Source organism: Chryseobacterium sp. C-71, from assembly GCF_020911865.1.
Lineage (GTDB): Bacteria > Bacteroidota > Bacteroidia > Flavobacteriales > Weeksellaceae > Chryseobacterium.
Map to the genome: position 1 here is coordinate 3,563,317 of NZ_CP087131.1, position 16,749 is coordinate 3,580,065.

The 16,749-nt window shown below is 31.6% G+C and carries 11 protein-coding genes; 7 read left to right on the forward strand and 4 right to left on the reverse strand.

The window, feature by feature from the left end; translation table 11 throughout:
* Positions 1-202 precede the first annotated feature (202 nt).
* Positions 203-565, reverse strand: coding sequence for a helix-turn-helix domain-containing protein (locus LNP04_RS16495; RefSeq protein ID WP_229983990.1), 363 nt, complete (start codon positions 563-565; stop codon positions 203-205).
* A 91-nt stretch (positions 566-656) separates the two neighbouring features.
* On the opposite strand from LNP04_RS16495, the gene LNP04_RS16500 reads away from it, so the two are divergent.
* The 4 genes from LNP04_RS16500 to LNP04_RS16515 all read left to right on the forward strand — a co-directional run bounded on the left by LNP04_RS16500 (position 657) and on the right by LNP04_RS16515 (position 4,586).
* Entirely contained in the window at positions 657-1,187 is a 531-nt protein-coding gene (locus LNP04_RS16500; RefSeq protein WP_229983991.1) for an NAD(P)H-dependent oxidoreductase, read from the forward strand.
* 216 nt (positions 1,188-1,403) lie between these two features.
* Positions 1,404-2,789, forward strand: coding sequence for a tRNA uridine-5-carboxymethylaminomethyl(34) synthesis GTPase MnmE (mnmE, locus tag LNP04_RS16505; RefSeq protein WP_229983992.1), 1,386 nt, complete (start codon positions 1,404-1,406; stop codon positions 2,787-2,789).
* Between the two features lie 169 nt (positions 2,790-2,958).
* Positions 2,959-4,098: a site-specific integrase gene (locus LNP04_RS16510; protein WP_229983993.1), complete on the forward strand. Its 1,140-nt coding sequence runs from the start codon at positions 2,959-2,961 to the stop codon at positions 4,096-4,098.
* Positions 4,099-4,298: 200 nt separating this feature from the next.
* Positions 4,299-4,586 (forward strand): helix-turn-helix domain-containing protein, encoded by a 288-nt coding sequence (locus LNP04_RS16515; RefSeq protein ID WP_229983994.1) that lies wholly within the window; start codon positions 4,299-4,301, stop codon positions 4,584-4,586.
* A gap of 378 nt (positions 4,587-4,964) precedes the next feature.
* Here the strand turns inward: LNP04_RS16515 and LNP04_RS16520 are convergent, their stop codons facing one another.
* Complete coding sequence (locus LNP04_RS16520) at positions 4,965-6,803, reverse strand: ATP-dependent helicase (protein ID WP_229983995.1); 1,839 nt, start codon at positions 6,801-6,803, stop codon at positions 4,965-4,967.
* On the reverse strand, positions 6,796-8,799 hold the full coding sequence (locus tag LNP04_RS16525) for an ATP-dependent endonuclease (protein WP_229983996.1): 2,004 nt from the start codon (positions 8,797-8,799) through the stop codon (positions 6,796-6,798). The genes LNP04_RS16520 and LNP04_RS16525 overlap by 8 nt, the downstream gene beginning before the upstream one ends.
* A 510-nt stretch (positions 8,800-9,309) precedes the next feature.
* Between LNP04_RS16525 and LNP04_RS16530 the strand changes: the two genes are divergently transcribed.
* The 3 genes from LNP04_RS16530 to LNP04_RS16540 all read left to right on the forward strand — a co-directional run bounded on the left by LNP04_RS16530 (position 9,310) and on the right by LNP04_RS16540 (position 12,985).
* Positions 9,310-10,848, forward strand: coding sequence for an RES family NAD+ phosphorylase (locus LNP04_RS16530; RefSeq protein WP_229983997.1), 1,539 nt, complete (start codon positions 9,310-9,312; stop codon positions 10,846-10,848).
* Positions 10,849-10,922: 74 nt separating this feature from the next.
* Positions 10,923-11,426 carry a hypothetical protein gene (locus LNP04_RS16535; protein WP_229983998.1) on the forward strand — a complete coding sequence of 168 codons (504 nt, stop codon included), beginning with the start codon at positions 10,923-10,925 and terminating at the stop codon, positions 11,424-11,426.
* A gap of 203 nt (positions 11,427-11,629) precedes the next feature.
* The gene (locus tag LNP04_RS16540) at positions 11,630-12,985 is read left to right on the forward strand and encodes a hypothetical protein (protein WP_229983999.1); all 1,356 of its coding nucleotides are present in this window, start codon (positions 11,630-11,632) and stop codon (positions 12,983-12,985) included.
* Positions 12,986-13,186: 201 nt separating this feature from the next.
* Here LNP04_RS16540 and LNP04_RS16545 read toward each other — a convergent pair whose 3' ends face one another.
* On the reverse strand, positions 13,187-16,471 hold the full coding sequence (locus tag LNP04_RS16545) for a hypothetical protein (protein WP_229984000.1): 3,285 nt from the start codon (positions 16,469-16,471) through the stop codon (positions 13,187-13,189).
* Positions 16,472-16,749: the final 278 nt, after the last annotated feature.

Genomic DNA, 16,749 nt, shown 5'->3' on the forward strand with positions numbered 1-16,749 from the left:
TGATAAAAAATCACTCCGTCCCACGTGTGTTTTTGCTTAACCAATATTGGTTTGAACTTTCCCAACTTGGGAAAGTTTCCCACGAAACAAGGGGAGCCCAACATCACGTTTGTTTTGTTTCCCCCGAAATGGATTCTTACCTTCCCAACTTGGGAAAGCTTCCCTCCAAACAGATTCTCACTAATCTAACATTTTAAAATCATTAATCCTCAATACTTGCCTTATGCATCGTTCCCCATTTATCTAATTCCTCGATGACAGGTTTTAATTTATAACCAATCTCTGTCAACTCATATTCCACTCTTGGCGGAACTTCAGCAAAGACGGTTCTTGTGATAATTTTGTCTTCTTCCAGTCTTCGAAGTTGAAGGGTGAGCATTCTTTCTGTAATATTTCCCAAACTTTTTCTTAATTCTCCGAATCTCAGTTTGCCGTTAATCAGATAACTGCAGATCGCCAGTGACCATTGTCCGCCAATCAGTTTCGAAGCATAAAGCTCCGGACATTCTTCGACAAGGGCTTTTTTATTGGCAAAATTGGTTGAGGTTTCTTTAATTTTAGTCATTACTTACATTTTTTATAGTACCGTACAATTGGTGGCTAATATCGGAAATGTAAGTTACACCTACTATTTTTGTAAAAGAAATTTTTGAAATATGAAAACATTAGTAATAGTAACTCATCCAAAAATGGAAGAATCTTTAATCAACAAAAGATGGGTAGAAGAGTTGAATAAGTTTCCGGAAAAGTATGTCGTTCACGAACTGTATAAAGCCTATCCGGACGAAATATTAGATATTAAAAAAGAACAGGAATTAATAGAAGCTTATGATAAAATTATTTTTCAGTTTCCATTTTATTGGTTTAGCAGTCCGTCTTTGTTAAAAAAATGGTTTGATGAAGTTTTGTTGCACGGGTGGGCTTATGGAAGCAAAAGCGGATATAAAGTCGCCGGAAAAAAAGTTGCTTTGGCCATATCTGCTGGTGTTGATGATGAAGATTTTAAGGCTGATGGAAAATACAGATATACCGTGATTGAATTCACAAGACCCTTTGAGCTCAGCTTTGAGTATATAAAAGCAGATTATCAAAAACCTTTTGTTTATTATGGAATGGAGCATAATACCTCTCCGGAATGGATTGAAAGAAGTGTTCCGATGTATCTTGATTTTCTTGATAATTTATAAAATTACAGACCTCTGAAGATTTCAGAGGTTTTGTTAAATTTAATTTGACTTATTCAATTCATTTTTAAATAAAGGATAGGTTTTAAAATTACTCTTGCGGAATATCTTCAACTCATTTTGAAGTAGATTCTGAAACTCCTGAAAAGAAGCAAATAAATGAAGTATAAGGAAATTTTGAACTTCTGAAAAATGCTTAAAAAACCGTAATTTTGCAAAATGAATCACGACACTATCTGCGCACTTGCCACTGCCAACGGAATTGGAGCTATCGGAATTATCAGAATTTCCGGGGATGATGCTATTTCTGTTTCAGCAAAAATTTTTGAAGGTAAACATCTGGAAAAAGCTCAGTCGCACACTGTGCATTACGGCTTTATCAAAGATGGTGATGAGGTAATAGATGAGGTAATGGTTTCTGTTTTTAAAGCTCCGAAAACTTTTACAGCAGAAGATTCTGTAGAAATTTCTTTTCACGGATCACCCCATATTGCAAAGAAAATTCTTGAAGTTTTGATTAAAAACGGAGCAAGAATGGCAAAAGCCGGGGAATTTACGATGCGTGCTTTCATGAATGGCAGAATTGACCTGAGCCAGGCAGAATCTATTGCAGATTTGATTGCTTCTGAAAATGAAGCTTCGAGAAAAGTAGCTTTGAACCAACTGAAAGGAGGGATTACCAATGAAATTTCATTCTTGAGAACAGATTTATTAAATTTTGTTTCATTAATTGAGCTTGAATTAGATTTTGCGGAAGAAGATGTGGAGTTTGCGGATAGAAGTGCCTTGAATCAATTGCTTGATAAAATTGAGACTAAATTAAGCTCTCTTATTGAAAGTTTCCAATACGGAAATGCCATCAAAAACGGAACTGCGGTTGCAATTATCGGTAAGCCAAATGCCGGAAAATCTACTTTACTAAATGCTTTGTTGAAAGAGGAAAGAGCGATTGTAAGCAATATTGCGGGTACAACGCGAGATACGATTGAAGAAATTCTTCATATTAAAGGTCATGCATTCCGATTGATTGATACTGCAGGTTTACGTGAAACCGTAGACGAAATTGAAGCAATTGGCGTGAAAAAAGCGAAGGAAAAAGTAGCCAATGCAAATATTCTTGTTTATCTGGCTGATGCAGCGACAGAAAATTTTTCTGAAGATATTGAAATGATTAAATCTTTGCAAAGAGATGATTTGAAATTGATTATCTGTGCCACAAAAATTGATGAAGTTTTAACTCATCAATATGAGTTGGCTGAAAATACTTTCAGAGCTGAAATTTCACAAGACTTTGATTTTATCACAATCTCGGCAGTAGAGAATCAAAATATCCAGGATTTAAAAGACGAATTATCTTCCTACGTAGAACAGTTGCAATCTGAAGAAGGCAATGTTGTGATTACCAATCAACGTCACTATGAGGCTTTAGGAAAATCTTTGGAAGCTGTCGATAAAGTAAAGGATGCGATCACAACTCAAATCTCTACTGAGCTTTTGGCTTATGAACTGAGAAATGCTTTAGAACATCTTGGCGAAATTTCGGGTGAGGTGACCAATGATGAGGTGTTGGGGAATATTTTTTCTAAGTTTTGTATCGGGAAATAATTTAGCTTTTCTTTGGTTTCTTTTTCTTTCTTTTGTTTGATTATCAGTTATTTATAAAAATTTTATTTTCTCTTATTAGAGTTTATTTATATATTTGTACACCTGTTGTACACCTTGAGCTATTAAAAACAGCCACGAGGTGTACAAATGTACACCTCAAATAGAATGTATGAATATCACTTTAAAACAGAAAAATTTAGCTGATGGAAGCATTAGTCTTTTCATTGAGTATTACAAAGGTTCTTCCACCAATGTACAAGGAAAAAGAATTCATTTACGAGATTTCGAGTATTTGAAACTGTATTTGCACCCCGATCCTAAAACGCCGAAAGAAAAAAAAGAGAATAAAGAAACTATGGCTCTTGCTGAAAGTATTTTGGCAATCAAAAAAGCTGAATATGTCCAAGGACGTTACGACCTAAAAGATACGGTGAAAAGTAAAAGAACTTTTTTGAAATATTTTGAGGAGCTAACAGATGAAAAACGACTGCAAGATTCTTCTAATAATTACGGCAACTGGTATTCTACTTTACAACATCTAAAAAAGATCGTTTCAAAGAATATGACTTTCGATGAAATTGATGAAAAGTTTGTCAAAAAAGTTCACCGTTATTTCGAAAAAGACGCTCTCACCAGAAGTGAAATTCCACTTTCTCAAAACTCAAAGTATTCTTATTTCAACAAGTTTAAAGCTGCACTTCGAAATGCTTTCGATAATGGATATCTGACGATAAATTATGCTTCGAAAATAAAATCATTTGAACAGGCTGAAAGCCAAAGAGAATATCTGATTTTTGATGAACTACAACGATTAGCAAAAGCGGACTGTAAATATCCGGTTTTGAAAAAAGCTTTTCTTTTTTCGTGTTTATCAGGATTACGTTGGTCAGATATTAATACTTTGATTTGGAAAGAAGTTCGTGATGAAGGTGATATTTCTAGAGTCAATTTCCGACAAGAAAAAACAGAGGGTGTAGAATATCTTTATATTTCAAAACAAGCCAGAGAATTGTTGGGCGAAAGACAAGATCCCCAAGAAAGAGTTTTCAAAGGGTTAAAATATGGAATGACCTACAATACTGAAATTATCCGCTGGTGCAATCGTGCTGCGGTTCCCAAACATATAACTTTTCATTCAGCTCGACATACGAATGCTGTTTTACTCTTGGAAAATGGCGCAGATATTTACACAGTTTCCAAAAGATTAGGGCATCGAGAATTGAGAACTACGCAGATTTATGCAAAAATTGTGGATAGCAAAATGAAAGAAGCTGCTGAGATTATTCCGGAACTAAATATCGAACTGTAAAAAAATGCTTTTTTAGGTAGATTAATATTTAGTTACTACATAGTGCCGAATCTATTTTAATCCAGATTATTAATTTTTAATCTTTTTAGTATTCGTTTTTAGTCTTATTTGATTGTGTTTAGCCTTTAAGTATTTGGTTGTGTTGTGTTTGTAGTTTTTCATTCTGACTTTTGTAGGATTAAAATAATCAAACGAAAGCAATGGAAAACGAAATCATTCTAAACAAACTCAATCGAATTGAAAAACACATCTTCGGGCTCAAAGCTATTCTTAATGTTGAAGAACTTTCAGATTACACCGGATTTAAAAAATCCTACATCTACAAATTAGTTCATTCCAACAGTATTCCTTTTTCTAAGCCTAATGGGAAAGTTCTCTTTTTTGAACGTAAAAAAATTGACGAGTGGTTGTTAAAAAACAGTCATAAATCAAATGATGAAATTCAACAAGAAGCCTTAGAATTTTCTTTACGCAAAAATAAAACCTGAAGATCACAAATATTCTGCTCGTACATAATAACCTTATGCGAGGATTTTAGGTAGAAAATTTATGATGTGTTGCCTATTGGAACTAAGCTGCCGGATGATAATATTGGTGATTGAAGGAGCTTTAAGCATCATATATTTTAGTCCTGTCTTGTGAACTTGACAGGACTTTATTCAAACCATTTATTAGAAGATATAGATAATATTTTAAAGGTGTTAACTGCCATTTAGGCTATATTTTGATGTAAGAAAATAAAACAAAAAAAATCTATTTTCAAAGTAATATTCGGTTAAATGAATATATAATCATTTTCTTCTCATAATTATCTATTGTAATTAAATTTGATAAATTAAAATATACTTTTACCTTCTAGATTTCTATCACTCATGAGTAGTTATTTGAATTTCAGATTGTGAAGTATTGAATTTAGAGTTCCAAAGGCTAACATCATCTTCGGGGACAGCTAATTGTAGCATCTTTCTTGGTCTTGTCATCCCAACATAGATAATTCTCAATTCTTCCTGTTCCTTTTCGCTGAGAGCAGTTTTATCTTTTTTGAGCATAGTATCGTAATTAAAGCCTGATTTTTTGGATAGTAGAACTAGAACTGCATCAAAAGATCGTCCTTTAACCGAGTGAATTGTACCATGATAAAATTCAAATGGTTGAATACTCGTATCTGTTCCACCGAAATACTCTGAAATTAAATCTTGCCCAGTTCCAGTCTTGATGACAAGCGGTTTTCTCAAATTACGATTTGCTTCCTCTATCCACGCTGAAATCGTTTTGTCTTTTGTTGTTGGTAGTTTATCCATAACTTGATGAATTCCTTTCCGATATGTCATGAATCCTTTTTCATTAATTAACGTTTGCACATACTCATTACTTGCAATAAGACTGTTTGTATCATTTTGTCTTTTGTACTCTATCAAACCCCTTTCCATGAGTCTGTAGCCTTTTACAAAAAGACCTGAATCATATAAGAACTTACCTCTAATAATTGTTTTTACAAAGAGATTTCTGGGTTCCCAGCAATCCATACTATTTTCGTAATGAACAGGAGTTAATCCGAGAAAATTTACTTTGGCTTTGCCACGATATAACACTGCAACATTTTTTTGCGAAATTTCAATGCCGTTCTCCGTGCATTGTTTTAAGAAAGTTTCTAAAACACTATTAAAAGAGGCTATGCTTTCTTCAATGGTAACTACAGAAGGATCTTTTTGGGATGCTTTCTTCTCTTTTAAGTAACCATTAACTAAAGGCTTAAATCTAAAATCAAGAATTCCGGGTGTAATTGCGACTGTAGAATTGAACGAAGATAGATATTTAGTAAAATCACATATTAATTGAGAACTTCTTCTGTTCTCGATCAATTCAATTTTGTTCCATGCAACATACTTTTCATCAAAAAGGTGGGGTTTAGCATTGTTCCATTCAAAAATAGCTTGATCTCTATCACCAATCAACATAATGTTTTCAGCTCCTTTTGAATTAAAAATATTGATTATTGCCATTAAAATTTCATCAGTATCCTGAGCCTCGTCAATTATAAAATATTCAAATTTCTTTGCTATTGACTCTGCTATTTTCGGATACTTCATTAATATTTTTAAGGACAGGTAATTAGCATCCGCTTGAGTTGCATAGCCCTTTTTGAAAAACTCCAATTTTGAGTTAATAATGTTTTGAATATTACCATTGATAGCACCTGAGATGTTATAATATTTCCACGGAAAAGGAAAGGACTGGGCAGGTGCACGTTGAATTAATTTATCATTTATATCGAAAGTTGTTTTATCAAAATATTGAGCATAATCTTGAGGATATTTTTTGATACTCCATGTAGAATGTGGCTCACCAACCAGTTCCGGTCGATTGGGACATGCCATAATTAAATGTCCAAAAGGCAGGAATATGAATTGATTGATGAAGCTATCTAAGGTTCCTATAAAATGAGGATGGCTAATTCCATTAAGTGAGAAATTATCGGATAGTTTTTCTCTGATTTCGTCAACAGCAACGTTCGTAAATGATAATGCAGCGATTCCTTTTTTGCTAAAGTGATTTTTAGCAAATAATAATGCAATTCTCGACGCTACAGAATATGTTTTACCACTACCCGGGCATGCTCGAACAACACAAAGTCCTTTATCAAATTGAGCAATTTGCTTTTGCTCCTCAGATAAGTTAGATAAAATCTCAGCTTCCTTATCCATCTATCAACCAGGTTATTCCATCAATAATATATTGAGGAGCTACAAACCCATTCCAATCGGGTTCAAACTCAATATTGTATGCAATTTGCTGAGCCAATTCAGATTTATCCTTAAAATTATTTAAGAGAATAAGAATCTCTCTTGCACGTTCTTCTTTCGAATGAGTTGGATTCAAGAATGTCTTACCAGTATGCATAGAGGCATAGAGATTCGATATGAGATTAATATTGTTTCCAGAAATCATTAATTCGTATTCAAAAGTAATCTCAGCAGTTACTGTTTTGAGATTGTTTTTTTCAAACCCGGTGGCTTTGATTGCTCTTGCTGACGGATTGTTTATTTTAGCTTCTATTTGAGCTCTAATAAAAGTCATTTTTGTCTCCAGCCCTGGCACCTCCATTTCAGAAAGGTTAGTACCAAGTATAATTCTATTAGTTGAATCTAATAAATCGAGAGTTTGAAGATGCTTAATAATTGCTTTAGAAGTAATTTTATCTATTCCCTCTTCGACAGATTGGAAATCAATTGCTGATATAATTCCTCTGTCGTCGTCTGTAATAATTAGACATCTTGTAGCAAGCCGCTTATCCTCATCATCTGGATTATATAGTTTGGCAAAAGGTTCGAACGCAACCCCGTCAATATTGACTAATTCAATGCCATTTTTTTCGATACTATATTTTCCAGGCGGTGTCATTCTCTTTGAAAGAATAGGAAGTAAGAGTGCTTCAGAAATTCCTTCGACTAATATGGTTCCATTTGAAAAGAATAATTGTGATTTAGTGACATCGAGAAACTTTCCCAGATAACTAGTGTTCTTAGGTTCTAAATTTATATTTTTTACACTAACCACTTTTACTTCATGATTTAGATTTTGTAGAACATGAAGATTTTGGATAGATGTTTTGGCAGTTATTGTAGGTGAATGACATGTCATAAAGATTTGGACTCCAAAATCCTTTAATTCATTGAGATAAGTAAAGAATGTATTTTGTCTTTGAGGATGAAGATGTGCTTCAGGTTCCTCAATAAGCATTGCATAATAATGCTCTTTCTTTTCTATCCTTCTATTTTCGATATCGCCAAAAACTGTTGCAGAAAAAATTATGTTGTTTTCTCCCAATCCATTTTGAGATATATCAAAATATCTTTGTTTAGTCAAGTCTGTAGCAACAATGGAATCTGAGTAAATCTGTTTACTAGTTACAACCCCTTTGACGATATTATTATACCTGAAGTTAGTCAGTCCAATTTTAACTTTTGGATTCTTGTTTGCTATATCAGATTTCTCCAAATGCTTGTTTACTAAATTTTCTCCTGATTTAATTAAACCAGACCACTCATCATCATTCACTACATTTTCAAGTTTTGTAGCTAAAGCAACTTTATGGTCATCGTCTAGGATTTGGTCAATTGTTGATGGATTACCTTCTACGATTTGGGTCTTTGAATATTTCGACATTTCTCTGAATAAAGAAGATACTTTATTGTCTTTTGAATAAGGACGAAGCTCATATTCAGCATTTCTCAATGGGGCCAAATAAGTATAATACAACAACTGTAGCTCATTTGAATCTAGAGTACTTGATTCACCTCCCCAATGTGACCATTTTAAACGTTTTCCATTTGCGTTAGGCTCTAGCCAATAGGTTAAATTTAATCTTAAGTCGACTTCTTCTGGAATATCAGGATTTTGCCATAACAAACTAGTAAAGTACTGACGGTCTTCTGCACATTCAATTTCAAAGATTAACTGAAATTCAATTGGCTCCAATATGTAATCTGGGTTAGATGTATCTAAATAGAAATCCTCATCATTTTTTATCCCAATTTCTCTGATTTGACTTCCTAATCCTAAACAAATTCTCAAAGCATCAATAATTGCGGTTTTTCCAGCGTTGTTAGGACCAATAATGACATTTACTTCTTTGTTGAAAGATATATTTAGTTCCTTGATAGAACGAAATCTTTTGATTGATAGGTGCTTGATATACATTTAATAGGGTAGTGTTTAATGAAATGGATATTTCTCTTTCTTAGTAAATAATCTGATTTCAATAGTTTGTAGTTTGATAATACATTTAACTATTGTATTTTATTGATAAAATGTTGAAAAAGGGACATTAGTAATAAATTTTTTTCCTAAGGGAAATTTTGTTATATAGCTATATTCCATGAAACACTCAATTACCAAATCGTTTGGTATTCCCTGATTTATTGTAGATCTAATATTAACGCAATTTGTTTCTGCATCCAATAAGCTTTCGCATTCTAAATTCCTAATAATTAACATGATGACTCTTCAATGGTTATTATCTAAAATTATAATTATTTTTTGAGATAGAAATATTTTTATGGATAAAAATTTTACGTTTAATGTAAATGATAACAGTAATTTCTAAAATATTTTTTTTCCAAATTCTTTATTTGAACAAAAGAGTTTGGTGATTTTTATTTAATGTTTTTTAAATTATTAATTTGTAAATCAAATAAATACATTAATTATATGAATTCAGCTTACTTATATGTTCGTGTAAGTACAGACGAACAAAAAAGAAAAGGTTACTCCCTGCCAGAACAGGAGGATAGATTATTAAAGTATTGTAAATACAACAATATTGAAGTCAAAGGAATTTATCGGGAGGATTACTCTGCAAAAAACTTCAATAGACCTGAGTGGAAAGAATTATTCTCCGAAGTTAAAAAGAAATCAACAGGAGAGGATAAGAACATATTATTCATCAAATGGGATGGCCAACAAAATCCTTTGCTTGAATCTTTGAAATCAATTCTTGATAGTTCGATTTTAAAAATACAGGAAAAATTAAAAACAGAAAATTATTTTAAATACGAAAATGATATAACAAACATGCTTTCAGAGTATGCGGAGAATTGTAAAATTATTATTAAGAAAAAAAGTGAGTTTTTCAGAGCAAGGGTAGGGTATGCACATAAAAAAATAGATTTTCAAAGTTTAAATGTCGAAGTTGAGACCGTTTATGAACCATATTCTGGTTCTGATATAGGAGCGCCTCCTCCTCATCTTGCTGGTGATGGAAGAATAAATCGGGTAGGTGTCTCATATTTATATTGCGCCACTGATAAATATACTGCTACAGCTGAGATTAGACCACATCCTGGAGATATTGTATCTATAGGTAAGTTTATCGTAAATAAAGACAGATTTATAAAATTTGATTTAAAAGACAAATCAAATACAGATAAACTTTTTGACCATTCTCTTAAAGTTCTGGCGATGCCTAATTCAACAGTTCACATAATAGATAAAATTTATGATTCGCTTAAAAGGTTTGAAGAGCTGGGTTTTATAAATCCTGATTATTTAGCTTCAATTAAACCGTTTAATATTCTGGATGAATATGTTTGGCATTATCATAATTATAAACTTTTTACCTTAAATCCCGAAATATATTATCTTCTTCAAGAAATTGAATTTAAGGATAGTGATATATTTTTATCTGAAAAATTGAAGGCAGAAATTAGAGAGTATCATATTATTGAGGCCAAAGAAAAATTAATGTGGTCGTTTAAATTTCTTAATAATTCTATGATTACGGAAATCGAAGCGGTAAAAGATTATCAACTAGAAATAGATAAAAGAAAAAATAGCAATACGATTGGATTTTCGCACAAACATGTTTTTTGGACTGACGATAGTATTGCTACTAAAGCTAATATTGATTTGAGAAATGAGGCAGAAATCTGTGATTGTATTGTATGTAATTACAGAAATTTTGAATTTGAGAAATTAATAAAGAAACTTAAGGTCGCTGAAGGAAATAATGACTACAATAATCTAAATTATGCTTTAGGGAATTTCTTAGTTTCTAGGAATGATTATAAAACATCTTATAATATTTTGAAAAATATCAGGGATGAAACAAAACAACAATCAAAAAACGGTATAACTTATTTTTTAGCGTCATTAAATACTACTTTTCTTTATAATCACTTCAATATTTATAGCTTAGATGATCGAGATGAAATTCGAAACGAGATTACAAATTTTCAAATACGATGCTAATCCGACGAGCTATATTTAATTGTCAATCGGAAAACAATTCACATACAGATTACAGAAAAATAATCTATCTAGCTTTGATTGCTGATGAAAGCTGTACAAAAATCCTACTAGATGCATTTAATGATTATCTCGCAGAGAATTTTGAAGAGAATTTTTATAGTCTTTTACTACGTTACAAGATTTTGAATATTGAGGATCGCAATTATTTTTGTAAGTATACAGCTGTAATTAATGATCTTAAAAATAAGCAGATTGCTTATAAGTTTGGAGATCTTCAATTAACAGATCTTATATACATCAATTTTATTCTACTAATATATCACCTGAACATAGATTTTGGAAGGAAAGAATTTGAAGTTTTCACCAATTTAAACTCATTTGAAACTTGGCTCCTAAATCCTCAACAATTTGATTACAGTCAATTTAATACTAGATGGCTGCTTGAAGTGAAGGATTCTCCTGTTATTTTAAAAAGATTTGCAGGTACAGAAGCGATGATTAAATCTGTTGATATCTCTTTATTGCAAAAATATGATGCTGACTTAGCTAAAATTAAATATAAATATCTTTTACAATAAACCATTGATTTAAAGCAAATTGTCATAATAATTAGTTCTTTTACTTACTGAAAAATTTTCATGACCTGATCGTTCTAAAGTTAAATACATTGCTAATACAGATTTAAATCCAGGTAGTATGATTTACGAGCTGATTCTAAATTGCCAATATATTTATCTTTTAATATTCAGTAAATTGTATGTCAATTAAAAATTAAGCAAATATGGAATTCGACGGAGAAAATAAAGATTTTGAAAAAAAAGTTAGGGATATTTATCATGATGTTAGGTATGCTATTGAATTTGAAGAGAATGAACAAGAAATAACAAGCGATCAACAAAAGGAAATTCATCGTAAGATTTTATCTGGTTTTAAGTCTGGTCAAGAGAAAATTTTAACGGAACTGAAAGCACTTCAAATCCGGGCAAGAGAGAATCTAGTTTTATTAAAGACCTCCCGCAGAGAAGGTAATAAAAATTTATCTGATGAACTTGTTTTAGAGGCAAAAACTATTGAATACCAAGATAGTATATTTAGAAATCTCGCTGATACAATTGCTTGGCAGATGTTAAATGGTAAACATTATCTATATCGTAGATTCTATACTGGAGAAACGGGTACTAAAGATTTGTCTGACAAAGCCTTTTCACATGTAATTGATTTTACCAACGAGGTTAATGCAGATCCAGATACATTTTGTCTTATTGCTGACATTACTAATAACATACAATTAGGAGATTGTCTAATAAGAGACAAAGATGGGATAAAAGTGACAGAAATAAAGTCTGGTGAGATGAACTTCAAAGCTCTTGATGTAATAAATGACCTAAAACTTACGGATGATGATTTTAATGAAAAGAAATTATCGGAGGAGTTTGAAGATAAATTTATCAAACAAATGAAGAGAATGGTATCACAAAAGGGTAAAACAGAACGAGCTGCTAAGATTGTAAAGGAGAACAGCGGTCCAGATCCCAAATATAAAGATACTGACATACATATTGTTGAAAATAATTTTCAAATAGATACTTACCATATGGAACTTCTTGGATTACTGGGGCAACTTAAGTCTCAGGATTGGGCGTACACCTGCGTCGGTGCAATCGTGCAAATTGGTGTATATAAGGATGATTCGCGAGTATATGGACAATTTGCAATGGAGCAGCTTTGTGATCCTTTTCCTTTTCTGGATCTTATGGCTAGTCGAGGTATATTAATTTGCGAACCCATTTTTCTAAAGCCCTTTCCAGAAAATGTCATTATGGATATAGTATTAGGTAGAATTAAAGTATTTATAGGAATAAATTACAATAATTTTATTGAATTTTCTAATGATTTAGGTGTACGTGCATCTTGGTCAACTCCAAAAGAACTTCAAAAATATCTCCAAAAATTTGTACATAACAAACGTGAAATATTTTCAAATGACAATAAAGGTATTAAGTTAGAAATTGACGGAAATGAAATTTTTGTTGGACATGGTTTCTTCACAAAAATAGTTTTTGATCACTTTCTACCGGAAACGATGATACTTAAATATGTTGGTACAATATCTGAGATATTTAATAAAAATAAGTAAGACTAAGACGACTTTTAGTGTTTTACGATTAAAACGTTAAACACTAAAAGTTGTATTATGAGACTTTGATAAAGATATATTTTTTTGAGTTTATGAAAAAGATAAACAATTGTTTAGTCTTGCTAAAATAATATTAAAACTATTTTGTATAGTAAGTTGGTTCGATAATTTAAATTCCATGTATATTTCTTTGTTTATGTTTTATATATCTTTAAGAAGATTATTCTCTTGATAATCATCATTGGCCATATTAAAGCGTGTGTCCATAAATTCTCTTATAGCCCTAAAGTTTGGAGTTTCAAGATTAGATTGAAGCCCATGTAGTCCTAATATTGATAAATATGATATATCAAAGTAACTCTTAAATTCTTCACTTTGAAAAACCTCCAAAGGAAAATTTAGGTAACACTCTTTTTCATCCAAGTTCAAATATTTTTCATGCATTTCTTTCCTGAACTTAAAAAACTCCTCCTGACTGTTGCTGTTTTCCTGCTCAAAATGGTCTATTTTTTTGTTTAGCATAAAGTTTAACATACTACTTAGTATTTGCCAGTCTTTCCATCCTTCATTTCTAAAGTTTTTAATAAATTCAGGAAAGGAAGGATCTTTCTTTAACTCTTCTAAAGTTAAATACATGCATTTGTTTATATTGTCAAATCTGTTTGTTATTGCTGTAATCGCTGAATCATGATCATATTTAGAACTTAATGAATCATCATAAATCATTATTTCATTTTCTTTTGGAAGATTAATGTCAAATGTTTCATTCTGGAAGTGTCCTATTGTCAAAGTATTAAAATCTTCTTCAGTATATACGTCTCGATGGATTCTTTGATAAAGATTTACTGATTGCTGTTTAGTGTCTAGTTTTGCTTTTTTAAAGAAATTTAAATAAAGTTCTGTAAACTCTTCGGATTTAAGAAGGCTTATGTTTGAAAGCATAAACATTAAGGTTCCCATGTTCATTGCTGAATGTCGTGTAATTTTTGCAGAGTCGCGGTCATCAAAATGTACTACAGTCACTTTCCATTTAATGAATTCATTTGATGCTATTTGCTGAGGTTGTGTAACTAAAGTCCCTAATTCTAAAGTTATTATTATTTCCGTCTTAAGTAAGTGAAAATCGATTCCCGATAATGCAATTTCAGCCAGTACAATCTGTATATTGGCGATATACTCTTCTGCGATAGAAATCATCTGGTACGTATTATTAAAGCTTACGGTCCATTTACTCCCTAATGCAAAAAAAGATATATTTCTTTGTTGTCCAATATCATTTAATGGTAAATCATCGACAAGATTTTTTAAAGCACTATTTCTTTCCGCGTCAGATTTAATTTTTGTTTTGATGATTTCCATAGAGGGTTTCACGACGTCATCTCCGAATTGTATACCGGTTTGATCATTTAAATGATTCAAGAAGTTAAAATAACTTTGAATGAAGTAAGTAAATTGATAAGAATGAGACAACATTACATGCAACATAAAACATAAATTTCTTGTGGTAGTTTTTTCCATTTCTGCCTTCTCAACATCATAATTTGAGTCGAATCGGAGACTCATATATTTACTGTACATCATCATGGCATTAAGCCAGGATCCTTGTTTAAAATCTGAATGAAAAAGAATACCAAAGCTGGATTCAACTCGTTTGACAAGTTGATTGTTCATACTAACACGAAATGCTCCCAAAGCATAATATTTTGCAGCAAAATGCATCCCAATAGAGTTATACAATTGAGCGATATTAAGAAGTGCAAGAATAAAACCTTCCATAGTATCTTCTTGCTGATAATTATCCTTCGCCAAGTGAAACTGCTCAAGAGCTTTTAACATATTAAAAGGTAATCTGGTTTTTAAATAATCTACACCTCTTTTAACCTGCTTTTGTGCTACTTTGATCTTACCATCTCGTTCTGCCACAATAGGATCTAATTTATTTGAAAATTCGTCTAGAGCAGCAGTGATACCCAGTTCATCAGATGGATCACTTGAAATTTGTATTTTTATATATTTATCAATTCTATCCGAAAATTGCGAAAGATTGTATAGAGGTGCTTGTCTTACAAGATCAATAATTTCTTCATAGTAAGGCAAAAATGATCTGCTATTTTTAGCTCTAAGTCTATTGATTACCATTAAGATTGTGCCTTTCATCTCTAAAAGTTTACATCTCTCGTTTGGATTTTGTTCATAAAGAAGGTGTTGGCTTATTTTTTTGTAATTTTTAATATACCATTTCTTAAGCTCTTCAATGGGGATATCTATATTTTTATTTTCGATAACGGTAAGGATGATCTTCATTAAGATGTCCGCAGTCTCCATTTCATCGGCATTATTAAAAAAATCAAAATCACTAAAAAAGTAACGTATATCATCTTCAAATCCTATCAAACTTCCGTCTGGACGTACTCTATTACCTAAATTTTCATAATCGACCTCATAAAATTCATTATTAAGAAAGACAATCTCGTAAATTGCCTTTCTCCGGAATAATTGATGAAGCCTGTGGTTTCGTGCGTAGAAAATTAGGAATGGATTCCAAATGTCTTTATGTTGATGTAGGTATTTTTTTCTGCGACAATAGTTAACTAGGTCAAGTATCTCATAAAATTCACCTAAACGAAAAACATTAATTTCTCCTATATGCTTATAATATTCTAGTCTTGAAGCGTACCACTTATCTTCTTCACTGCCAATATCAAGCATAAGCTTCTCAAGCTCATCATTTGTTAGCTTCCTCTTTTCTCCATCGGGTTCATTGACTTTAGAAAATACATTATCCAGCAAAACACCCAGAATCTGACTTGGTTCATCGTCGTCAAATTTGAATGGCATCTTTTGTATAAGATTTATTATTCTCTCTCTCGTATCCGAAAACTCTTGTTCTGGACTGATACTTAAGAATTTCCATTGGATCATTTTTACAAAGCTATTCCAGAAATTGTCATCCAAACCATTAAATATGGATTTGGCCTCTTCAATTTCTGTTTTGTTTTTTTCATTACCAGTATATTCATTAACATATTCACTTATGATTTGCTTGACTTTATTGGCATAATTAATTAGCTTTTCTTCATCTAAACTATCCTGATATTCAAACCATTCTTTCAACATCTCAGCATCATTTTCTTGACGCTTTTGAGCAATGCCGCTGTTGGTCTCAAAAATGAATTCCTTGGTAAAGTCACTATAATCAGATTTTACATGGAGCATAAAAAAATGCGCAAGGCATTTCTTTATTTCTTCTGTACTGAACGAAAATTTTTTGGAATACAGTTTAATCTGCCTAAATTTTACGTCCTTATTTACAGTATCTTTTTGAAAAATATCTTCTTCATATTCACAATAGATATCTTCCTTGATATTGTTAATGTAATTAGAAATCCAGACTTCCAATGTTTTTAAGGTCTGATAATTATAACCTCTTTGGGAACTAAAAGCATCAGTGTCTTTTGAGAAAATGAAAAGTTTGTTGATTTCCATAAATAAAAGGTTTGAGTTTATAGGTTAGTTTTATAGACTAAGATCGTTCATTTTTTCTTTGCAATCATGTATTTATTACCTGTAAATACATTTAAAATTTAACTATATGTAATAAAATGTCAAATTTCTCCCGTCTAAATTACAAAGTAGTCTAATCAAACTTAATTCTAATGAAGAGCAAATGATAAAGGATTTACACGAACCCCTGATATCGGAATCACTATTTTATCAGGTTCAATCTCTAATTAGTACAAAAATAAAAACTACAGGTAGAAAAG